16 protein-coding genes are annotated in these 20,295 nt (G+C 72.0%); 8 read left to right on the forward strand and 8 right to left on the reverse strand.

From position 1 onward, the window contains the following. Nucleotides 1–190 precede the first annotated feature (190 nt). On the forward strand, nt 191–985 hold the full coding sequence (locus UW392_RS06810; protein ID WP_320773961.1) for a class II aldolase/adducin family protein: 795 nt from the start codon (nt 191–193) through the stop codon (nt 983–985). A 159-nt stretch (nt 986–1,144) separates the two neighbouring features. Here UW392_RS06810 and UW392_RS06815 read toward each other — a convergent pair whose 3' ends face one another. Next, nucleotides 1,145–2,026 (reverse strand): DUF4429 domain-containing protein, encoded by an 882-nt coding sequence (locus UW392_RS06815; protein ID WP_320773962.1) that lies wholly within the window; start codon nt 2,024–2,026, stop codon nt 1,145–1,147. Between the two features lie 555 nt (nt 2,027–2,581). On the opposite strand from UW392_RS06815, the gene UW392_RS06820 reads away from it, so the two are divergent. Then, entirely contained in the window at nt 2,582–3,853 is a 1,272-nt protein-coding gene (locus tag UW392_RS06820) for a hypothetical protein (protein ID WP_320773976.1), read from the forward strand. A gap of 183 nt (nt 3,854–4,036) precedes the next feature. Next, entirely contained in the window at nt 4,037–4,567 is a 531-nt protein-coding gene (locus UW392_RS06825; protein ID WP_320773963.1) for a DoxX family protein, read from the forward strand. 46 nt (nt 4,568–4,613) lie between these two features. Here UW392_RS06825 and UW392_RS06830 read toward each other — a convergent pair whose 3' ends face one another. Beyond that, complete coding sequence (locus UW392_RS06830) at nt 4,614–4,883, reverse strand: hypothetical protein (RefSeq protein ID WP_320773964.1); 270 nt, start codon at nt 4,881–4,883, stop codon at nt 4,614–4,616. Then, nucleotides 4,870–6,369, reverse strand: coding sequence for a PspC domain-containing protein (locus UW392_RS06835; protein WP_320773965.1), 1,500 nt, complete (start codon nt 6,367–6,369; stop codon nt 4,870–4,872). Before UW392_RS06835 ends, UW392_RS06830 begins: the two co-directional genes overlap by 14 nt. Before the next feature lie 131 nt (nt 6,370–6,500). On the opposite strand from UW392_RS06835, the gene UW392_RS06840 reads away from it, so the two are divergent. Together UW392_RS06840 and UW392_RS06845 are read left to right on the forward strand one after the other, a co-directional pair. Beyond that, complete coding sequence (locus tag UW392_RS06840) at nt 6,501–7,829, forward strand: PspC domain-containing protein (RefSeq protein ID WP_320773966.1); 1,329 nt, start codon at nt 6,501–6,503, stop codon at nt 7,827–7,829. Then, nucleotides 7,826–8,659: a response regulator transcription factor gene (locus tag UW392_RS06845; protein WP_320773967.1), complete on the forward strand. Its 834-nt coding sequence runs from the start codon at nt 7,826–7,828 to the stop codon at nt 8,657–8,659. The genes UW392_RS06840 and UW392_RS06845 overlap by 4 nt, the downstream gene beginning before the upstream one ends. 66 nt (nt 8,660–8,725) lie before the next feature. Here the strand turns inward: UW392_RS06845 and UW392_RS06850 are convergent, their stop codons facing one another. Then, a complete protein-coding gene (locus tag UW392_RS06850; RefSeq protein WP_320773968.1) occupies nt 8,726–9,805 on the reverse strand; it encodes an NlpC/P60 family protein in 1,080 nt (359 codons plus the stop codon). A gap of 430 nt (nt 9,806–10,235) precedes the next feature. On the opposite strand from UW392_RS06850, the gene UW392_RS06855 reads away from it, so the two are divergent. Further along, the gene (locus UW392_RS06855) at nt 10,236–10,589 is read left to right on the forward strand and encodes a hypothetical protein (RefSeq protein ID WP_320773969.1); all 354 of its coding nucleotides are present in this window, start codon (nt 10,236–10,238) and stop codon (nt 10,587–10,589) included. A gap of 105 nt (nt 10,590–10,694) precedes the next feature. Here UW392_RS06855 and UW392_RS06860 read toward each other — a convergent pair whose 3' ends face one another. Continuing rightward, complete coding sequence (locus UW392_RS06860) at nt 10,695–11,882, reverse strand: NlpC/P60 family protein (protein WP_320773970.1); 1,188 nt, start codon at nt 11,880–11,882, stop codon at nt 10,695–10,697. Nucleotides 11,883–12,398: 516 nt separating this feature from the next. Between UW392_RS06860 and pcrA the strand changes: the two genes are divergently transcribed. Next, nucleotides 12,399–14,870: a DNA helicase PcrA gene (pcrA, locus tag UW392_RS06865; protein ID WP_320773971.1), complete on the forward strand. Its 2,472-nt coding sequence runs from the start codon at nt 12,399–12,401 to the stop codon at nt 14,868–14,870. A gap of 89 nt (nt 14,871–14,959) precedes the next feature. Here the strand turns inward: pcrA and UW392_RS06870 are convergent, their stop codons facing one another. Together UW392_RS06870 and UW392_RS06875 are read right to left on the reverse strand one after the other, a co-directional pair. Continuing rightward, the gene (locus UW392_RS06870; RefSeq protein WP_320773972.1) at nt 14,960–16,591 is read right to left on the reverse strand and encodes a M23 family metallopeptidase; all 1,632 of its coding nucleotides are present in this window, start codon (nt 16,589–16,591) and stop codon (nt 14,960–14,962) included. 310 nt (nt 16,592–16,901) lie between these two features. Beyond that, nucleotides 16,902–17,813 carry an esterase/lipase family protein gene (locus tag UW392_RS06875; protein ID WP_320773973.1) on the reverse strand — a complete coding sequence of 304 codons (912 nt, stop codon included), beginning with the start codon at nt 17,811–17,813 and terminating at the stop codon, nt 16,902–16,904. Nucleotides 17,814–18,412: 599 nt separating this feature from the next. On the opposite strand from UW392_RS06875, the gene UW392_RS06880 reads away from it, so the two are divergent. Continuing rightward, entirely contained in the window at nt 18,413–18,829 is a 417-nt protein-coding gene (locus tag UW392_RS06880; RefSeq protein ID WP_320773974.1) for a cobalamin B12-binding domain-containing protein, read from the forward strand. A 44-nt stretch (nt 18,830–18,873) separates the two neighbouring features. On the opposite strand, the gene UW392_RS06885 is transcribed toward UW392_RS06880, so the two are convergent. Further along, on the reverse strand, nt 18,874–20,295 hold a 1,422-nt coding region (locus tag UW392_RS06885), incomplete at its 5' end, for a DUF5691 domain-containing protein (protein ID WP_320773975.1).

Below are 20,295 nucleotides of genomic sequence, written 5' to 3' on the forward strand. Positions count from 1 at the left end.
CCGCCCAATCCGGACACCTCGTGTCACCTGTACATGGGCACTTGTGTCGCCCGTACCGGGGCATACGGAGGGCGTCGACGCGTTTTCCTGACTCCCGTAACCATTGCGTATTGTCTTCACCCGGCGGGTCCGCTCACGTGAACGCCGACGGCGCCGTCCGCCTCGTCAAGGAACCAGTGCTGGAGGACTGATGCACGGTCCCACACCACCCCTGCCCCGCCCCACCGGCCGGCTGCGCTTCGCCATGCCGCCCAAGCACGAGACGCTGGACGACGAGCGGCGCCACCGCAAGGAGCGGCTGGCCGGAGCGCTGCGCATCTTCGGGCGGCTCGGCTTCGAGGACGGGGTCTCCGGGCACATCACGGTGCGCGACCCCGAGTTCAGCGACTGCTTCTGGGTCAATCCGTTCGGGATGCCGTTCGGGCACGTCACGGTGAGCGACCTGGTGATGGCCAACTCCGAGGGGCAGGTCGTCGACGGCCGGTACCACGTGAACCAGGCGGCGTTCACCGTCCACGCCCAGGTGCACGCGGCCCGCCCCGATGTCGTCGCCGTCGCCCACTGCCACTCGGTGCACGGGCGCGCCCTCGCCGCCCTCGGTGACCTGCTGGATCCGATCAGCCAGGAGAGCTGCGCCTTCTACGAGGACCACGCACTGTACGACTCGTACACCGGCGTCACCGTGACCCCGGAGGAGGGCCGGCGGATCGCCGCCGCGCTGGGCAGCGGCAAGGCACTGGTGCTGCGCAACCACGGGATGCTGACCGTGGGGGACTCGGTGGATGCTGCGGCGTGGTGGTTCCTGTCGATGGAACGGTCGGCGCAGGTACAGCTCACCGCCCGCGCCGCGGGACGGCCGGTGCTGATCGGCCACCGGCAGGCGGTGGCCACGCGGGAGCAGCTGGGCGGAGACCTGATGGCGTGGATCAACTACCAGCCCCTGTGGCAGGACATCAGCAGGAGTGAGCCGGACCTGCTGAGCTGAGCCGTGCCAAGCCGCGCCGAGCCGTCGAGACGCCGAGTCGTCCCGGCGTCGTCGAGGATCACCAGACCCCAGACCTCAGACCCCAGACACCAGACCCCAGACACCAGACACCAGACACCAGACACCAGACACCAGACACCAGACACCAGGCATAAGGCATCAGAATCTCCGCAGCACCGCCGCCTTCGTCAGCGCGAACTCCTCGTCGGTGAGCACCCCGTCGCGGTGCAGCTCACCCAACTCCCGTAAGCGGCGCAGCAGCACGTCGTGGTGGTCGGACGGCGGCGCGGTGGCGGAGCCGAGCCGGGACCGGTCCGCGAAGGCGGCCGCCCGTGTGGACGGGTGGGGGAGCCGGGCGGTGACCGCCGTGGCGACGAGGGCCGTGAGCAGGTCGCGGCGGGTGCTGCCCCACAGGTCGAGGGCGTACGGGTCCTTCTCGGGCGGCAGTTTCGACAATGCCGCCTCATGGGTCACGAAGCGCATGAACCCGTCCTCGTACCCGGAGTTGGGCAGCCACTCCACCTGCACCAGGTCGCCGACGGCGATGATCCGCGGCCCCGTGGCCCGCTTCACCCGGTCGGAGGTGTCGCTCCAGTCGATCCGGACCTGCGTACCGTCGAAGGAGACGGTGCCGTCGCTGGACCGCACGGAGACGGGCACCGGCGGGCCGGGCAGGAGGTAGGCCTTGGCGGGCTCCTGCGGGACCTGCTCCAGCAGGAGGGCCCGGCGTATCTCCTCCGCCACGTACTCGGCGACGCCCGAGCGGTCGATCTGGACGGCCAGCCGGTAGGGGTCGGCCGCGTCCGGGAGCCGGCCCCCTGTCGCCTGGAGCAGCGGATCGCAGCCCTCGCGGAGCCGCAGCCGCAGCCGGCCGCGCTTGCGCTCGGGCTCGAAGACGACACCCGACACGGCCTCCAGTGGCACGGTGATCTCCCCGTACGTCTGCCGGAACAACGGCACGGAACGATGGAGCCCCGGCGTGATGCGAACCGTGGCGCCGTCGAAGGCCCAGGTCCCGTCGCGCTGGCTGATCTCGGCCATACGGAAATTCTCGCAGCCGGGCGCTGCACGGGAAGTCCAAGAACGAGAAGCCGGAGAACGGGAGGCCGAGACGGGGAGCCGGAGGGCGCAGAGCCGGAGAACGTGGAGCCGGGGAACGGGGAGTTGGAGAACGTGGAGCCGGGGAACGGGGAGCCGGGGAACGGGGAGTTGGAGAACGGGAAGTCGGGGAGACGACGGAAGCGCGGCGCGGGAGGACATGAAGGTCAACACTCCTCCCGACACGTCACCCGCCGCGGACCGGACCTGCTGGACGGCGAACGCGCCGCGTACGGCACAATTCGACGTCATCGACCGGCAGTTGTACGGCTGTCGTAGGGCGCAGGCGTACGGCCCGGCACGACGGGCTCCGACGCCCGCCGAACGGGCGGCGGCCGGTGGGCCGATGGCGGCCGCGGCCGACGCCGGCGGGTCGATGGTGGTGGGTCGATGACGGTCGACCGGTAGATACTGCCGGGACGGTGCCGCCGACGGGGCAGCGTCCGCGGGGCGGTGCCGACGGACGATGACGATGTGGTGCGGGAAGGCGGCTGGGGCGTGGCGGTGCAGGAGGCGAGACAGGGCGCGGGTGCCCATGAGGGTGGCTGCATGTGTGGCGGCTGCCCGCACGGAGCCCGCGAGGGGCACCGGCGCGCGGTCGCCGACTTCCTGCGCCTGCGCGAGGAGTTCGCGTCGGGCAAGGGACTGCCCGCGGCGGTCGCGTACTCCGCCTCGGCGTCCCGCCAGTGGATCTCCGACGAACTCACCCAGTCCGCCGCCCTCGTCGCCGAACGCGGCCGCGCGGAGGGCGAGGCATGGCTGGGGCGCCTGTGGCCGCGGACGGTGATCGTGGTCTGGGGCGCTGTCGTGATCCTGCTCCTCGTCCAGGCGCTCACCGCGATCGGCGCGGGCTGGAGCGCCGCTCGGACGGCGGGGCTGCTGGCCGCGCTGCTGGTGGGCGCCGCACTGACGGCTGCCGGACGTCTGCACCGCGCCCGGGGAGGCGCGCTGGCGCCCGTGATCGGCGAGGACAACCGGCTGTCCACGTCCCGTGTCGTGGCGGCGAGCTGGGTCCTCCTGTCCGTGTACGCGGTCCTCGTACTGGCCGGGCAGCTGGCCGTCGCCTCGGACCATGGCCGCCGCGACGCGCTGATCGCCGGCCTCGACCTCGCCCGCGGCGCCGGCGTGGTCACCGTCCTGGCGGTGACCTGCGGGATCGCCGTACTGGTGCGGCGCGTGGTCGGTCTGCGCGTGCTCGGCCAGCGCCTGCAGAAGGTACGCGCGGAACGGCCGCGCGCCGCCGACCTGCTGACCGACGACTCGGGTCGGGGCAGCTTCACCGACATCCAGTACCTCGTCGTCAACGCCGCCGCCCTCCTGTTCGCCCTCGTACGGCTCGCCCGCCGCCCCGACCAACTCCCCGACCTGCCCTGGGGCCTGGCCCTCCTCGTCCTGGTCTCCGCGGCCACGTACTACTCCGGCAAGTACGCGGAGGGCGGCCGGCCCGTGATCCTCTCCGTCGTCCGGGCCCGGGAGGCGGGCGACCTCGACGCGCCGATCCGCACCGGGGACGACATCGAGATCCGGGGCGCGGGTTTCGTGCCACCGGGTGCCCGGACCGCGGACCGTCTGTCCCGCATGGTGGTCCGCGTCGGTGCCGTCCATGTGCACGTACCGCTCGTCCCCGTCGCCGGAGGTTTCAGCAACCCGACGGACGCCGTGCTGACCGTGCCGGTACCCGCCGACGTGGAGCCCGGCCGGGTGGAGGTCCAGGTCGTCACAGCCGCGGGAGTGGAGACCAACCGCTGCACGATCGAGGTCCTGGACTGACCCGGCGGACCGGATCTCCTGCGCGGAGCGGATCTCCTGCGCGGACCGGCTCTCCTGCACGGAGCGGATCCCCGGCGCAGAAACAGACGCCGCACCCATTGAGCGCCACCCCCCTTTCGTACGTATGGTCAGTTGTGTCAGTTGAGGGGTCAACGGCACGGCGGCGGAAGGCGGCGCACAGTCATGACGCATAGCATGCGGGCGAACACGCGGACCCCCCATCTCGGTGGCGACCATGACTGGCGTGACACCGCCACTCGCTATGCCCTGCTACCCCTGCGCATCTTCCTCGGCGTCACCTTCATCTACGCGGGCCTCGACAAACTCACCGACAGCGCGTTCATGTCCGAGACGGGCGCCGGGTCGATCGGGGACACGATGCGCTCGGTGCGCGACTCCGCGGCGATCCCCCAGCTCGTCGACCTCGCCCTGGAGAACCCGGTCGGCTTCGGTTACGCCATCGCCCTCGGTGAGCTCCTCGTCGGCATCGGCGCCCTTCTCGGTATCCTCACCCGTCTCGCCGCATTGGGCGGTGCCCTGATCTCCCTCAGCCTGTGGCTGACGGTCAGCTGGGCGGCCGACCCCTACTACTACGGCAACGACCTCCCCTACCTCATGGCCTGGCTCCCGCTCGTCCTCGCCGGTGCCACCGTCCTCTCGATGGACGAGGCCGTCCGCGCCCGGCGCAGGCGGAGGACGGGCGGCTACCGCTAGAGCGAGCCCGGGGCCCTGCCCGCAGGACACCGGCCGACAGCGGACCTCACTTGGTCCAGTGCGAGGGGCCGGCGCCCGGCGCCCGTCCGCACCGCGCCTCCTCGGCCCCCCGTGCGGGTGATGGCCGGCGGCCGCGTATCGCACGGGTCAGGACGGCGGTCGCACCCGCGAGGCACAGACCCCCGGTGACCATGGGGACGGCCACGAACCAGGAGACGTCCCAGGCACCGCCCGCGTCACCGGCGTAGACGAGGGCGGTCAGCGAGAGGAACAGGCCCGCGACGAGCTTGCCGGGCTGGAAGTCATGGCGCAGCACGGGTCACCTCCGCCTGTCCCACGCCGACCTCGAGGAGGATGTCGAGCGTGCCGCCGGCCTCCGGGTCGCTCTGTGCGCCGCCCGTCGGGGAGAGCGTCAGCTCCCTCTTCTTGTCCGGTGCCACGTCGATGTCCTCCTTGCTGTCCCCCGGCAACTGGATGTCACCGATGCCCACCTCGATGGTCAGGTGCACGGTGGCGTCCGGGGGAACCACCACCCGCACCTTGCCGACGCCCACCTCCGCGCGGGTCGTCAGCGTCCGTCCTTCCGGCACGTCCAGCCGCGACAGGTCCAGAGTGCCCACACCCGTACTGAGGTCGTACCGCGACTCCACGTCCGCGACGGCGGTGGGCGTCCAGGTCGTCCGTGCCCAGTGCGGGCTCAGGTGCGCAGGCAGCGCCGCCGAGCCCACCAGCAGCCCCGCTGTCACCACCGCGAGGATGATCGACCCCGCACCCGTACGTCCCAGGAACGCGCTGACCGCGATCCCCAACCCGAACACGGCGAGCGCGCAGGCCAGACCGGCCTGCAGACCGGTGTTCAGCGCCTGGTCGTCCCATGCCAGGCGGGCACCGATCCCACCGGCCAGCAGCGCGAGCAGGAATATCCAGCCGCCGGTCCGGCGGGGCGCCCGCGGCCTGGGCTCCCCGGCGGTGGACGTCTTCCGCGGGGACGAGGCGCCGCGGGCGATGTTGATCGACGCCGCGATGTCGCGCTCCCGGGACGTCTGAGGTCCCCACAGGTAGCCCGTGCCGCCCACGTGCGTTCCGTCCTTGACTATCGGGTCCCGCCACCAGGACGGGTAGGACGCCGGGACGGGCGGCGCCTGAGCTTCCGGGGGAGCGACGGCGACGGCCTGCGCGGCCAGCGGGTCGGGGTCGGGAGTGCCGCGCTGCCGCGACCAGTACCCCGCGCCCGCGAGGAGCAGGGAGAGGAGCACGGCGAAGGACAGGACCCCGCCATTGCCCAGCATGGTGAGAAAGACACCGCAGCCGACCAGCGAGAACAGTATGGCCGTCAGGCCTTGGCCGTCGACGCGGCCGGTCAGCAGCTTGCGTATCTCGTTCTCCTCCTCGTCGTCGGCCGGCACGAACAGCCAGACGAAGCCGTAGAAGAGGAGGCCCACGCCGCCGGTCAGGGAGAGCACCGCGAGCCCGATCCGGAAGATCACCGGGTCCATGTCGTACTGCCGCCCGAGCCCGGAGCACACCCCGGCCAGCACCTTGAAATGCCGGTCGCGCCGGAACCCGGCGGAAGGCGGGGCGATCTCCTCGGCCGTCCCGCCGACGGCGCCGGCCGCCGGCTGGTCCCCGGGCGCACCCGTGCCCGCCTGTGCGTCCGCGCCCGCCCGCGCGCTCCCGTGCGCGCGCGGCTCCTCACCCGTGCCCGGCGGGGGCGTGCCGTCCTGCGGCCCGGTGGCCTGCCGCCGGGCACCCGGACCCGAGCCGGGGCCCGGCTCCGCTGCCGCGTGCTGCTGATCTGTCATGTGTCCATCGTGGACGCCCGCAGCGCCCGGCGGCAGCCGGGATGACCCTGGCCCGACCCTGATATTGCCCCGGGGATGCGTTCGACCGCGAGCCCCGACGAAGATCAGGGGCGTCTCGGGGACCGACCCTGATGCCAGGGTCCGCCATGCGTGTGAACATCGATGGCATGCCGGAAGCCGCAGCCACGCCAGTCGACAGTCCGCGGCCCCCGCGCAAGCTCTACCGCAGCAGCGACGGGCGCTGGCTCGGAGGCGTGGCGCGAGGGCTCGCGGGGCATCTCGGGCTGCCTGTGGCGTGGCTGCGCCTCGTCTTCGCCGGGCTGTTCCTCGCGACGGACGGTCTCGGCGCGCTCCTGTACGCGGCGTTCTGGTTCTTCGTCCCGCTCGGTGTGGGCGGCGTCGGCCACCAGCGTCCCCCGGCCCTCTCCACGGAGGCCTCGCCGGACGGCCGCCGCAGACTCGTGGCCCGCAAGCCGGACAGGGGCCAGATCGTCGCCCTCCTCCTCATGGTCGTCGTGGTCATGGTCTTCGTCGGCAGGGTGGATCTAGGCGTCGGGGCCAAGGCGTACCTGTGGCCGACCGTGCTGGTCGCGGCCGGCGTCGCCCTGGTCTGGCGGCAGGCCGACAACGCCCGGCGGGCCCGCTGGGCCGAGGTGGGCCGCCGGCGACGGACGCTCACGCTGCTCCGCTCCGTCGGCGGTGTCCTCCTCGTCACCGCCGGCGTCTCCGGGATATTCGTGCTGCAGGGCTCCGCCGCCCACCTCGGCTCGGTGCTGCAGGCGGCGCTCGCCGTTCTCGTCGGCATAGCACTGCTCGCCGGTCCCTACCTGGTCCGCATGACCCAGGACCTGTCCGAGGAGCGCCTCATGCGCATCCGCGCCCAGGAGCGGGCCGAGGTCGCCGCCCATGTGCACGACTCCGTGCTGCACACGCTGACGCTGATACAGCGCAACGCGGAGAACGCGGGCGAGGTGCGCCGCCTCGCCCGGGCCCAGGAGCGCGACCTGCGCAACTGGCTGTACAAGCCGGAGGGGACCGGCAAGGACGAGGCCGACGAGCCCGACACACTGGCCGAGGCCGTGAAGCGCAACGCGGCCGAGGTGGAGGACAAACACGGCGTTCCCCTCGAGGTCGTGGTCGTCGGCGACTGCCCCCTCGACGAACGCCTGGGCGCACAGATGCAGGCCGCGCGTGAGGCGATGGTCAATGCCGCCAAGTACGGTGGCGAGGGCGGTGCCGTACAGGTCTTCGCGGAAGTCGAGGGCAGGAAGGTCTTCGTGTCCGTGCGCGACCGCGGACCCGGCTTCGACCTGGACGCGATACCCGCCGACCGGATGGGCGTCAGAGAATCGATCATCGGCCGCATGGAGCGCAACGGGGGGACGGCACGGCTGCGCGCCGTCCCCGGCGGCGGCACGGAGGTCGAGCTGGAGATGGAGAGGGCGGAGACGACGTCATGAGCGACTCGTACGGGGCGAGCGGACCGACCGTGCCGGACGGTCCGGGTACGGGCCCGGGGAATGGTGGCGACGGCGGGGTGGGTACCGGACCGGCCGGCGACGCCGCGCGGGTGCCCGCGCCGGCCGCGCCGACCGGGGAGCCCGCGGGGGTGAGCGGGACCGCGGCCGGGAGGCGTGTGCGCGTCGTGCTGGTCGACGACCACCGCATGTTCCGTACGGGTGTGCAGGCGGAGATCGGCCAGACGGAACGGACCGGGGTCGAGGTGGTCGGGGAGGCGGCCGACGTCGACCAGGCGGTCTCGGTCATCACGGCGGCCCGCCCCGAGGTGGTCCTCCTCGACGTGCACCTCCCGGGTGGCGGAGGGGTCGAGGTACTGCGGCGCTGCGCGCCGTTGATGACCGACCCCGAGCAGCCCGTGCGGTTCCTCGCCCTGTCCGTCTCGGACGCCGCCGAGGACGTCATCGGTGTCATCCGGGGCGGCGCCCGGGGATACGTCACCAAGACGATCACCGGCTCGGATCTCGTGGACTCCGTCTTCCGTGTCCAGGAGGGTGACGCGGTGTTCTCGCCGAGGCTGGCCGGGTTCGTCCTCGACGCCTTCGCCTCCACGGATGCCCCGCCCGTCGACGAGGACCTGGACCGCCTGACCCAGCGCGAGCGCGAGGTCCTGCGCCTCATCGCCCGCGGTTACGCCTACAAGGAGATCGCCAAGCAGCTGTACATCTCCGTCAAGACGGTCGAGTCCCACGTCTCGGCGGTCCTCCGGAAGCTCCAGCTGTCCAACCGGCATGAGCTGACCCGGTGGGCCACGGCGCGACGACTGGTGTGAGAACGACTGGTGTGAGGGCTCCTGCGAGGACGCCTGGTGCCGGTGCGAGGAGGGCCGAGGGGAGCCTCACACCACTCGCGAGGCCCCCGCGAACGGCATCTCGTCGAGCGGAGCGACGCGTACCGGCGCCGACGGGTTCGGTGCGTGGATCATCCGGCCGTTGCCCACGTAGATGCCGACGTGGCTGATCCCGGAGTAGAAGAACACCAGATCGCCCGGCAGCAGTTGGGACCGCGGGACCCGTCGGCCCACGTCGATCTGTGCGTACGTCGTCCTGGGCAGGGAGACGCCGGCCGAGCGGTACGCCGCCTGGACCAGCCCCGAGCAGTCGAAGGCGTCGGGTCCGGTCGCCCCCCACACGTACGGGCTGCCGAGCTTGCTGTACGCGTACGTGATCGCTGCTGACGTGCGGGAGTTGGGCGCCGGGACGGCCGAGGGGGCTGCCGGGGAGGGCCCGGAGGGGCGCTGCGGCGGCGAGGAGGCCGTGGACGGTGACGTGGACCGCGTGCCGCCCGCTCGATCCCGCTCCGCGCGTTCGACCGCCCGCGTTCGCGCCAGCAGCCGTCGCGCTTCGCCGAGCTTTGCGGTGATCGTCGTCTTGTGCCGCCGCAGCTCCGTCTGCCGGGACCGGAGGGTGGCGAGCTCGGTGTGCGCGGCGTCCTGCAGCTGTTCGAGCCCGCGCAGGTGCTTCCGGACACGAGTGACGTTCGACGCCTGTCGGGTCTCCAGCCGCTCGGCGTAGGCCGCCTCCGCCAGGTACCGGTCCGGGTCGCCGGACAGTGCCAGCTGCCACGCCGGATCGAGGCCGCCGCCGCGGTACCGGGCCGCCGCCATCGCGCCCAGTTCCTCCCGCGCGGACTCGAGGAGCGCGGTGCGGCGCGCCGCCTCGTCCCGCAGGTCGTCCAGCCGCTCCTGCGCCGTGTCGGCCTCCTCCTCGGCACCGTTGTACTTCTCGGTGGCGACCTCCGCCTCCTCGTACAGCTCGGTCACCCTGGCCTGGGCCTGCGTCGGGGTGAGCCGGGGGTCGGCGTGCCCGGTACCGTCGAAGCCGGCCGCGCTCGCCGCGCCCGCCAGGGCGATGGTGGCGGCGGTGCGGGCCGTGCTCCCGCCGAGTGGGCGCTTCCTGGGTCTGCGGTGCGCTGCCACCTGGACGTCATGTCCCTTCGTCGTACGACCGACCGCCGTACGGACCCGGCGGCCCTCGTGTCCGGCGACGGCCCGCACAGGGGGGAGCGGGCCGCCGCCGGACCTTCCTCGGCGGTGGTGTCCGACGGCCGCCCCTGGCCCGGGCGGCGGTGAGGAGCCGGTCACCTGCTGAAGGACGCTAAACCGGGCGGTGACGACTTGGTAACGCCATGTTCGGAACTGGCATGCTCCGACTGGAAATGGCGGCGCATGACCGCGTACCCGTCCCGACGTCGCCGCCTTGGTGAGCCCCGGCGACCGAAGCGCCGGTTCCGCAGTGCTGAAGGGCGGTGCGGTGCTATGGCCACCAGGGCACCGGCCCCGGGCCATGGATCCGTGGCCCGGGGCCGGTGTCGGGAGGGGGAAGGGCCGCGGAATAGGCTCCGGCCTCATGGACGTACTCATCCATCTCTTCGTCGCCCTGCACATCATCGGTATCGCCGCCCTCCTCGGAGGCTTCCTCACCCAGATGAAGGCGATGGGCCAGGGCACGGCCCGTTTCGTTCCCGGGATGCTGCACGGCGCGCTGACGATGCTCGTCACCGGTGTCGCTCTGGTCGGCCTCCACCAGGCCGAGGACCACACCGTCAACAACATCAAGATCGGCGTGAAGCTGGTCCTGCTGGTCGTGATCCTGGGGCTCGTGTACGTGAAGCGGGACGAGGAGAAGGTGGACAAGGGGCTGTTCGGGCTGGTGGGCGCGCTCACCACGGCGAACATCTTCATCGCGGTGTTCTGGAGCTGAGCAGCCAGCGGGTCACACCCGTCCCGGGAGCACGCGTAGGTCGCCCCGGAGACCGCGCGCGCCGTCCCGGAATCCCGGCCGCTGCCGCGGGAGCGCGCCCGGCCGTTACGCCGGCCGCACCACGCCGTGGATCGACGACTCCCCGTCGTAGAAGATCGACTCCTCGCGGACGTACGTCCCCGGCTTCGGCGCGTGGATCATCATGCCGTTGCCGACGTAGAGGCCGACGTGCGTGATGTCGTCGTAGAAGAAGACCAGGTCACCGGGTCGGATGTCGCTGAGGGAGACCGTCGTGCCCGCCTCGACCTGGTCGTACGTCGTACGCGGGAGGTCGACACCGGCAGCCTTCCAGGCGGCTTGGGTGAGGCCTGAGCAGTCGTAGGAGTCGGGGCCGGTGGCGCCCCAGACGTACGGCTTGCCGATCTGGGCGCGGGCGAGGGCCAGTACCTTGGCGGCCTTGGAGGCGTAGCCGGAGTCGTCGGCGGTGGCGCCGCTGCCGGCACCGGCGGCCGGCGCGGTCTCCTGCGGGGCGGCCTGCTCCTGCGCGGCCTCCCTTTCGGCCCGGGCCTCGGCTTCTGCTTCGGCCGCGGCAGCCTCCTGCCGCGCCAGCTCCGCCGCCCTGCGCTCGGCCTGCTCCTGCTCCTCCTGCTCGATCGACGCCAGCCGGGCCTTCTCCTCGGCGGTCAGCCGCGACAGCAGTCCGCGCGCCTCGGCGAGCTTAGCCTGCACCTCGGCCTTGGCCGACTGCAGCGTGTTCTGCGACTCGGTGAGCGTGGCGAGGCTCTCGGCGGCCTCCTCGCGCTTGTTGGCCGTCTCGGCCCGCTGGTCGATGAAGTCGTCGACCACGTCCTGCTGCCGGGCGGTCAGGCGGTCCGTCAGCTGGTTCCGGTGCAGGTAGTCCTGCGGGTCGTCGGCCAGCAGCAGCGCGGCCGTCCCGGAGACCGCCGAGCCCGTGCGGTACTGGGCCGCCGCGAAGGAACCCAGCCTCTCCCGCGCCTCGTTGAGCTGCTCCGTCCGTCGGGCCATGTCGTCGAGGAGGGTGTCGGCCCGCTTCTTCTGCTTGGTCGTCTTCTCCTTGGCCGCGTTGTACGTCTCCGTGGCCGACTCGGCCTGGCGGTACAGGGCGTCGACCTTCTTCTCGACGTCCTCCAGGTTCGGCCTGTCGTCGGTCGCCGGCGCGGCGTCCGCCGTCTGGGAGAGCAGGGCCACGGAGGTCAGGGCCGCCGTCGCGAGGGCGGGGGTCCGTATGCCTGCGCGCGTCCGGGCGGGACGCGGCTTTCGGTGCGGCGCCATGGGGGAGGCGACTCCTTCCGTCGTCCGCCGGCCGGGTGAGTGGCGGGGTGTCTCCGGGGCCTTCCGGCTCCCGAGGGAGGGTTCGGGCTCTGGTGCGTCCCGGAGGGCGTGCCCTGCGGTCCGTGCCGCGTACGGCGGTGTCGACGTGCGGACACCGCGGTGTCCGCGGTCGGACCGGTCCCTTCGAGGACGGTGGGTTCCCGGCTCCGGCTGCCGTACGGGCGCGCCGGACTCGGCGGAGGCTGCCCGGCCCGGCGTCGTTCGCCGGTTCGGTCGAGCGACCGTCCAGCACGCTAGCCAAGAAGTGAGGCTCCTGTGAAGGTTGATGCGTGATATGCCCGATACGTTTTCGTGACCTTTCTCCAAACGGTTGACGTGACACGGACGGTGACGGCGTCTGTCGCCGCTGTGACGTGTCCGTGGCGTGCCTGCCGGACGGCGGGAGGGCAAGCTCACGGCCCTCAGTTTCCGGGGTGGTCCCTGCTTGTCGGTGGAGCCGCCTAGACTCGGAGAGCGATGAGCAGCCTCTTTGACGACAGCTTCCTGGCGGATCTCCAGGGCTCGCGGGCCCCCGAGGGAGAGCCCCCGCCGCCGCCCGAGGACGATCACGTACCGGAGTCGGTTCCGGACGATCTGTTCGGCGGGAAGTTCGACGTGCCTCCGGACCGGGAGCCGTACTACCGCGACGGCGCCCCCCGGCCCGCCCTCGACCCGGCGGCCCTGCTGGAAGGGCTGAACGACAACCAGCGCGCGGCGGTCGCCCACGCCGGCTCGCCCCTGCTCATCGTGGCCGGCGCCGGTTCCGGCAAGACCCGCGTCCTCACGCACCGCATCGCGCACCTGCTGTCCGAGCGGGGCGCCCACCCCGGCCAGATCCTCGCGATCACTTTCACCAACAAGGCCGCGGGCGAGATGAAGGAGCGCGTCGAGCAGCTCGTCGGCCCGCGCGCGCACGCGATGTGGGTGATGACCTTCCACAGCGCGTGCGTACGGATCCTGCGGCGGGAGAGCAAGAAGCTCGGCTTCACGTCCTCGTTCTCGATCTACGACGCCGCCGACAGCAAGCGGCTGATGGCCCTGGTCTGCCGTGACCTGGACCTCGACCCCAAGCGCTTCCCGCCCAAGTCCTTCAGCGCCAAGATCTCCAACCTGAAGAACGAGCTGATCGACGAGGAGGACTTCGCCGGACAGGCCGCCGACGGGTTCGAGAAGACCCTCGCCCAGGCGTACGCGCTCTACCAGTCGAGGCTGCGCGAGGCCAACGCGCTCGACTTCGACGACCTGATCATGACGACGGTCAACCTGCTGCGCGCCTTCCCGGACGTCGCCGAGCACTACCGCCGCCGCTTCCGCCACGTCCTCGTGGACGAGTACCAGGACACCAACCACGCGCAGTACGCCCTGGTCAGGGAGCTGGTGGGCCCTGCGGGCGGCGAGGGGGACGGTCCTGGCGAGGGGCCCGCCGAGCTGTGCGTCGTGGGCGACGCCGACCAGTCGATCTACGCCTTCCGCGGTGCCACCATCCGCAACATCCTCCAGTTCGAGGAGGACTACCCGAACGCGACGACGATCCTGCTGGAGCAGAACTACCGCTCCACCCAGACGATCCTCTCCGCGGCCAACGCGGTCATCGAGCGCAATGAGTCCCGCCGCCCCAAGAACCTGTGGACCAACGCCGGCGCGGGCGCCCGGATCACCGGATACGTCGCCGACACCGAGCACGACGAGGCGCAGTTCGTCGCCGACGAGATAGACCGCCTGACGGACGCGGGCGAGGCCAAAGCCGGCGACATGGCCGTGTTCTACCGGACGAACGCCCAGTCCCGTGTCTTCGAAGAGATCTTCATCCGTGTCGGCCTGCCCTACAAGGTCGTCGGTGGCGTCCGCTTCTACGAGCGCAAGGAGGTCCGGGACGTCCTCGCCTACCTGCGCGTCCTGGCCAACCCAGAGGACTCGGTCCCGCTGCGCCGCATCCTGAACGTGCCCAAGCGCGGCATCGGCGACCGCGCCGAGGCGATGATCGACGCCCTCGCCCAGCGCGAGAAGATCAGCTTTCCGCAGGCGCTGCGGCGCGTGGACGAGGCGTACGGCATGGCCGCGCGCTCGGCGAACGCCGTCAAGCGGTTCAACACGCTCATGGAGGAGCTGCGCACGATCGTCGAGTCGGGCGCGGGCCCGGCCACCGTCGTGGAGGCGATCCTCGAGCGCACCGGCTACCTGGCCGAGCTGCAGGCGTCGACCGACCCGCAGGACGAGACCCGCATCGAGAACCTGCAGGAACTCGCCGCCGTGGCACTGGAGTTCGAGCAGGAGCGTGGCGAGGACGAGCAGGGCACCCTCGCGGACTTCCTGGAGCAGGTCGCCCTGGTCGCCGACTCCGACCAGATCCCCGACGAGGACGAGGACGGCTCGGGCGTCATCACGCTCATGACCCTGCACACGGCCAAGGGCCTGGAGTTCCCGGTCGTCTTCCTCACCGGCATGGAGGACGGCGTGTTCCCGCACATGCGCGCCCTCGGCCAGACCAAGGAGCTGGAGGAGGAGCGGCGGCTCGCGTACGTGGGCATCACCCGCGCGCGGGAGCGGCTCTACCTCACCCGCTCGACCCTGCGCAGCGCCTGGGGCCAGCCCTCGTACAACCCGCCCTCCCGCTTCCTGGAGGAGATCCCGGCGGCGCACCTGGACTGGAAGCGCACGGGCGCGACCGGTCCCGCGGCCGCCGGGCCGGTCTCGGGGATCGCCGCCTCCCTGTCGTCCTCCCGTTCCCGCTCGTCGGCGTCGGGCGCGTCCGGCTTCGCGACGCGCCGTGCCGGCGAGAAGCCCGTGGTGGCGCTGGCGGTCGGCGACCGGGTGACCCACGACCAGTTCGGCCTCGGCACCGTCGTCGGCGTCAAGGGCACGGGGGCGAACACGGAGGCGACGGTCGACTTCGGGGACACCAAGCCGAAGCGTCTGCTGCTGCGGTACGCGCCGGTGGAGAAGCTCTAGGAGGCGGCGGACGGCGGAAAGGGGGCCGGGCACCTGATCGTCAGGTGCCCGGCCCCCTTTCACGCTCACGCTTCGGCGGCTCCGGAACTTCAGGACGGGTCGAGGCCGTGACTGCGGAACCAGGCCAGCGGGTCTATCGCCGAGCCACCCCCGGGCCGTACCTCGAAATGCAGGTGCGGGCCGGTCGAGTTGCCCGAGTTGCCCGAGTAGGCGATCGTGTCGCCGGCCTTCACCGTCGTGCCCGAGGCGACGTTGTACGTGGAGAGGTGGCAGTACCACGTCTCCGTGCCGTCCATGGCCGTCACGATCACCATGTTGCCGTACGCGCTGTTCCACTGGGTCCGCACGGTGCCGTCGGTCGCCGCCATGATCGGTGTCCCGTAGGCCACCGGGAAGTCGATGCCGGTGTGCATGGACATCCAGTTGATGCCGGACTGCCCGTAGTACGCGCTGAGACCGTGCTGCGCCGCCGGCAGCGCGAACTTCGGGCGCAGCCGTTCCTGGCGCGCCGCTTCCTCTGCCGCCTTCTTCTTCTCCAGCTCCTGCTGCGCCTTGAGGTCGATGCGCTCCTGGGTGCGGCTCGCCCGGTCGGCGAAGTCGTCGGCCCCGGCGGAGAGGCTCTCCAGCTGGGTGTCGAGCTTGTTGTTGGCGGTGGAGGGCTTCACCGGGGCCGCGTCCGGGGCGCTGGCCGTCATCTCCTTGCCGTCGTCACCTTCCACGCCCACGGAGGCGGCGGCGATGCCGGCCACGCCCATGACGCAGACCGAGGGCACGGCGACGGTCAGCAAGGCGGAACGCTTCGCCGGAGCGGAACGCCGCGTCGGGCCACGCCGCCGGGAGCGTCCTGCCGCCCGCGCCGCCGCCCGGCCGGTACCGGCCGCCGCGGCATCGGTTGGCGCGAGTTCCTCCTCGTCCGCCTGCGGATCGGCGAAGCCGTCGACGGGCGTCTCATAGCCGTCCGTGCCGTCGAAGGCGTCCTCCGCGGCGGCCGACGGCTCATGGCCGTAGGCGGTGACCTGTTCGAAGGCCGAGGTGGCCTGCTGGTCGACGGTGTCGGGGGACGTGTGCTCCGGCGCGAAGGTTTCGGTGGAGTGGTGCTCGTAGGTGTCCGGGGCGGGTGTGCCGTCGCTGTTCCACTGCGTCGCGTCGTACGCGCCCGTGTCGAAGAGCTGCGCGCCCGTCCACTGCTGTGTCTGGTCGGGCTGCCCCGGCTCGCCCGCCTGGATGAGCTGGTCGGCCTCGAGCCAGCCCTGTCCCTGGGTGTTCCACTGCCCGGTCGCCTCGGGGCCCGGCGCCTGCGCGGGCACCTCGCCGAGGTGTTCGTAGCCGGTGTTCCAGCCGGTGCTGTCGTAGGCGCCCGTGTCGTACCCGGTCTGGTGCGGGACGGCGTACGGGTCGTGGCTCAGCGTCTGGTGGCTGCCGGTCGACCACTGCGAGGCGTCGTACGAGCCCGTCCCGTCGTTCCCCGGCATCGAGCCGAAGAGCGGGTCGGTCCCGTAGGCCGCGGTGGCCGTGGTGTCGAAGGATCCGGTTTCGAACGCGCCCGGCGAGGTAACCGTGGAGTGCTGGCCGGTGTCGAAACCGGTGGCGTCGTAGCCGCCGTACGTGGTGAAGTCGCCGTACGAGGCTTCCTGATGGCCGTACGACGCATAGGGCGCCGAGGCCGCATCGGAAGCCGGGGCCGGGGTTGTCGCTGTCCCCGACACATGACGGTCGTTCACCAACTTCTCTTTCGCCTCGACAACAGGGGCTGGCAGAGCAGTGCGGCGACTGTACCCGGCGGTATGCGGGCGCGACAATCTTCAACGGGTTTCGTGCCTTCAGGAAACGGGCATTCGAGCGTCTTTCGCCGCTCTGTGTACACAGCTTTGGCCCTGCGTTCGATAAGCGTTCGACAATGGGAGGCCGTTCCTCGGCTGTCGGACGGCTGTCGGACGGCTGTCGGACGGGCTGTCGGGCGCGAGGACGGCGGCCCGTCGGCTCCGGCTGCGGAGCCGCCCGAGTGCTCCCTGTTCCGCCGACTCGTGACGATCAGGCCACGGTCAGCCCTCCCGCGCCGGATTCCGGCTGCCGCTCGGCCCCGCCGGTCGTCACGCCGGATGTCTGGTCGAGGTCGAGCGCCTGGCGCACACCGGTGGCGACGGCGGGATGGACGGGCAGTGCGAGATGTCCGATACCGCTCACCCGGACGTTCTGCGCCATCAGATCGGGATGATCGATGGACGCGGCCTCCAGCGGATCCATCAGGTGATCCAGATCACTCCAGAACGCCACGAAGTGCGTACGGCAACCGGGTGCCGACTGCTGCAGCTCCTCGAGCACGGTGGATCCCGGCCGCATCTGCCGGACGATCGGATGGGCGTTGGCCAGGGGGGCCACGCGGGTGCCCGCGTGCGGGGTGCCGAGCGTGACGAGGGTCCGGACTCGGGAGTCGCCGCCTAGCCGCTGTACGTAGTACCGGGCGATCAGTCCGCCCAGGCTGTGCCCCACGATGTCCACCCGCTCCTGGCCCGTGCGCTCGCAGATGTCCGCTATGTGCCGGCCGAGCAGTTCGGCGGCGGTGCGGATGTCGCAGGTGAGGGGTGAGTAGTTGAGCGACTCGATCTGCCGGCGGCCGTGCTGGGCGAGGGAGCGGCGCAGCAGGACGAAGACGGAACGGTTGTCTATGAAGCCGTGGAGCAGGACCACCGGGGGCCTGGCCCCGGTCGGCAGCGGAGCGGCGTCGGGCGGGAGGGGTGTGGGGACCGGCCGGCGCTCCTGGGTGATCCCGGACGGATACAGGAGCAGATGGCCCGCGAGGATCGCGAACTCCAGGGCGGTCGCCTTCAGCAGGGCGACCGAGAGCCCCGTGAGCCTGCCGGGGAGCTGGGGAAGGCCGGGCAACTCCGGTAAACGGCCCTGGCAGAGCGGCAGAAAGGGCAGTGCTGCCCGGGTGACCTTCATGGCCGACCTCCCGTCGGCACGCGGGAGGACTCCTCTGTCCCCCGTGTGCACTCGTGGTGAACCGTGTCGGAGGTGGGCGACGGTGCGAGTGCGGCGTGCGCGACGCACGGGGCGCCGGTGACGCGACGACGGGCCTTGCCCTGCTGGTGACGTGGTGCCCTGCCGCCTTCACGGCCGTGGCGGTCCCCGTCACCGGACGAGCGTGGGTCCCCGCTTTCGTGCTCGTGCCATCGCCGAAGCGCCCCACCGCTGTCGCCTCCCGCCGGCGCTGTGGTGGTGCGGCCACCTCGTGGCGGCTCTCCTTGCACACCCTCCGGTCGAGGCGCTCGCGCCACAGGTCCGTGCGGCACGGAGGCCGTCGATCCCCACGACGCGTGTGCCGCGGGAACTCGGAACGGTGCGCGGCGAACGTGTCCCACGTGTGATTTCCCCCTCGCTCTCCGCCGTGAAACTGCCGGTTGCGGGATGCTGGCGATAACGTTCGTTCACTTCCCCGGCCGTGCGGTACGGGGGCCCGGGGCCGCTGGGCGTCCGGTGCGGTGGGTGACGGTACGAGCGGTACGCGTACGGGTTGGTGGAGTCGTTACATGGAGGCAGTGATGGGTGTGACAGCCGGTCCGATCCGCGTGGTGGTGGCCAAGCCGGGGCTCGACGGCCACGACCGCGGGGCCAAGGTGATCGCGCGGGCGCTGCGCGACGCCGGTATGGAGGTCATCTACACCGGTCTCCACCAGACGCCGGAGCAGATCGTCGACACCGCGATCCAGGAGGACGCCGACGCGATCGGTCTCTCCATCCTCTCCGGTGCCCACAACACGTTGTTCGCGGCTGTCATCGAGCTCCTCGAGGAGCGGGACGCCGCGGACATCAAGGTCTTCGGCGGCGGCATCATCCCCGAGGCCGACATCCCGCCCCTCAAGGAGAAGGGCGTCGCCGAGATCTTCACGCCCGGCGCCACGACCACGTCGATCGTGGACTGGGTCCGGACGAACCTCCGGCAGCCGGCGGGAGCGTAACGGCTGCCGCTCCCGGTACGGCTGGTACGGCTCGTGCCGCCGGGTCATGACGCGGTCAGCTCCTCCGCCATGGCGGCGCGCAGGCGCAGGGTCGTGACGAGTCGCTGGAACGCCTCCGACCAGTACCCGCCGGCCCCCGGGGACGCGTCCTCCGGCTCCTCGGGAGTGGCCGTGAGCGCGGTCAGCCGCGCGGCTTCCGCGGGGTCCAGGCAGCGTTCGGCGAGCCCCATCACCCCACTGAAACTCCACGGGTAACTACCGGCGTCCCGCGCGATGTTGAGCGCGTCCACCACCGCCCGTCCCAGCTCCGCGGACCACGGGACGGCGCACACGCCGAGCAACTGGAACGCCTCCGACAGCCCGTGCGCCGCGATGAACCCCGCCACCCACGCGGACCGCTCCCCGGCTCCCAGCGTGGCGAGCAGTTTGGCCCGCTCGGCCAGCGACACCGCGCCGGGGCCGGCGGCCTGCGGCACGGAGGGCTCCCCCAACAGCGCCCTGGACCAGTCGGCATCCCGCTGCCGTACCGCCGCCCGGCACCACGCGGCGTGCAGCTCACCCTGCCAGTCGTCCGCCACCGGCAGCACCACGATGTCCTCCGGTGTCCGCCCCCCGAGCCGCCGCGACCACGAACCGAGCGGCGCGCCCTCCACCAACTGGCCCAGCCACCACGACCGTTCACCACGACCCGCTGGGGCCTTCGCCACCACACCGTCGCGCTCCATGCCCGCGTCGCACTCGTGCGGTGGCTCGACCACGATCACGGGGGCGTCTCGCGTGTGGTCGACCGCCACGCACGACCCCGCGCGGTCGGCCATCCGTGCGGCGAGCGCCGAACCCGGCAGCGCGGTCAGCAGTTCGGCCGCGGTCGCCCGTACGTTGCGGCTGCGGTCGCCCAACGCCTCCTCCAGGAAGGGCTCGTCCGCCGCCTCGAGTCGTGTGCGCAGCGAATCGAGGAACATGAGCCTGTCCTCGGCCCGCTCCGTCGCCCAGGTGCTCTGCAGCAGCTCCCGCGCGGCCACCGGCTCCCGCGCCCGCAGCGACGCCAGGAGGGCGACGCGCTCGGCGAACAGGCCCTCCTGCCACAGCCGCCGGACCCGGTCGGCGTCCCGGGAGTCCGGCAGCCGGGCGCCCCCGCCCGGCGCGGCCCGCAGCGCGAAACGCCAGTCCGGGTTCAGCCGGGCCAGCCACAACGCGCGCGGGCCCGCGAACGCCAGGGCTGCCGGACGCAGGTCGGTACGCCCCCGGGCCGCGTCCAGCAGTGCGGGCAGCGCCTCGGGAGGTGCCGCGAAGCCGCGCGCGTTGGCCGTGGCCAGCCATTGCGGCAACAGCTCCATGAGATCGGGAGCCGTGCTCCTGCGGCCGCCGCTCCCCGTTCCCGGCCGGTCGGCCAGGAGCTGCGCCAGTCTGCGTGCCGCGGCCGGCGGGAGCGGTGGCCGCGCGTCCTTGTCCGCGGGCACCGGCCG

Source organism: Streptomyces sp. CRN 30 (assembly GCF_034105845.1).

Bases quoted from the DNA above. Each gene is read 5' to 3' on its own strand.
- UW392_RS06840 (WP_320773966.1), top strand. From the start codon at position 6,501: ATGCCAGGGTCCGCCATGCGTGTGAACATCGATGGCATGCCGGAAGCC.
- pcrA (WP_320773971.1), top strand. From the start codon at position 12,399: ATGAGCAGCCTCTTTGACGACAGCTTCCTGGCGGATCTCCAGGGCTCG.
- UW392_RS06835 (WP_320773965.1), bottom strand. From the start codon at position 6,369: ATGACAGATCAGCAGCACGCGGCAGCGGAGCCGGGCCCCGGCTCGGGT.
- UW392_RS06845 (WP_320773967.1), top strand. From the start codon at position 7,826: ATGAGCGACTCGTACGGGGCGAGCGGACCGACCGTGCCGGACGGTCCG.
- UW392_RS06825 (WP_320773963.1), top strand. From the start codon at position 4,037: ATGACGCATAGCATGCGGGCGAACACGCGGACCCCCCATCTCGGTGGC.
- UW392_RS06815 (WP_320773962.1), bottom strand. From the start codon at position 2,026: ATGGCCGAGATCAGCCAGCGCGACGGGACCTGGGCCTTCGACGGCGCC.
- UW392_RS06860 (WP_320773970.1), bottom strand. From the start codon at position 11,882: ATGGCGCCGCACCGAAAGCCGCGTCCCGCCCGGACGCGCGCAGGCATA.
- UW392_RS06880 (WP_320773974.1), top strand. From the start codon at position 18,413: ATGGGTGTGACAGCCGGTCCGATCCGCGTGGTGGTGGCCAAGCCGGGG.
- UW392_RS06875 (WP_320773973.1), bottom strand. From the start codon at position 17,813: ATGAAGGTCACCCGGGCAGCACTGCCCTTTCTGCCGCTCTGCCAGGGC.
- UW392_RS06855 (WP_320773969.1), top strand. From the start codon at position 10,236: ATGGACGTACTCATCCATCTCTTCGTCGCCCTGCACATCATCGGTATC.
- UW392_RS06810 (WP_320773961.1), top strand. From the start codon at position 191: ATGCACGGTCCCACACCACCCCTGCCCCGCCCCACCGGCCGGCTGCGC.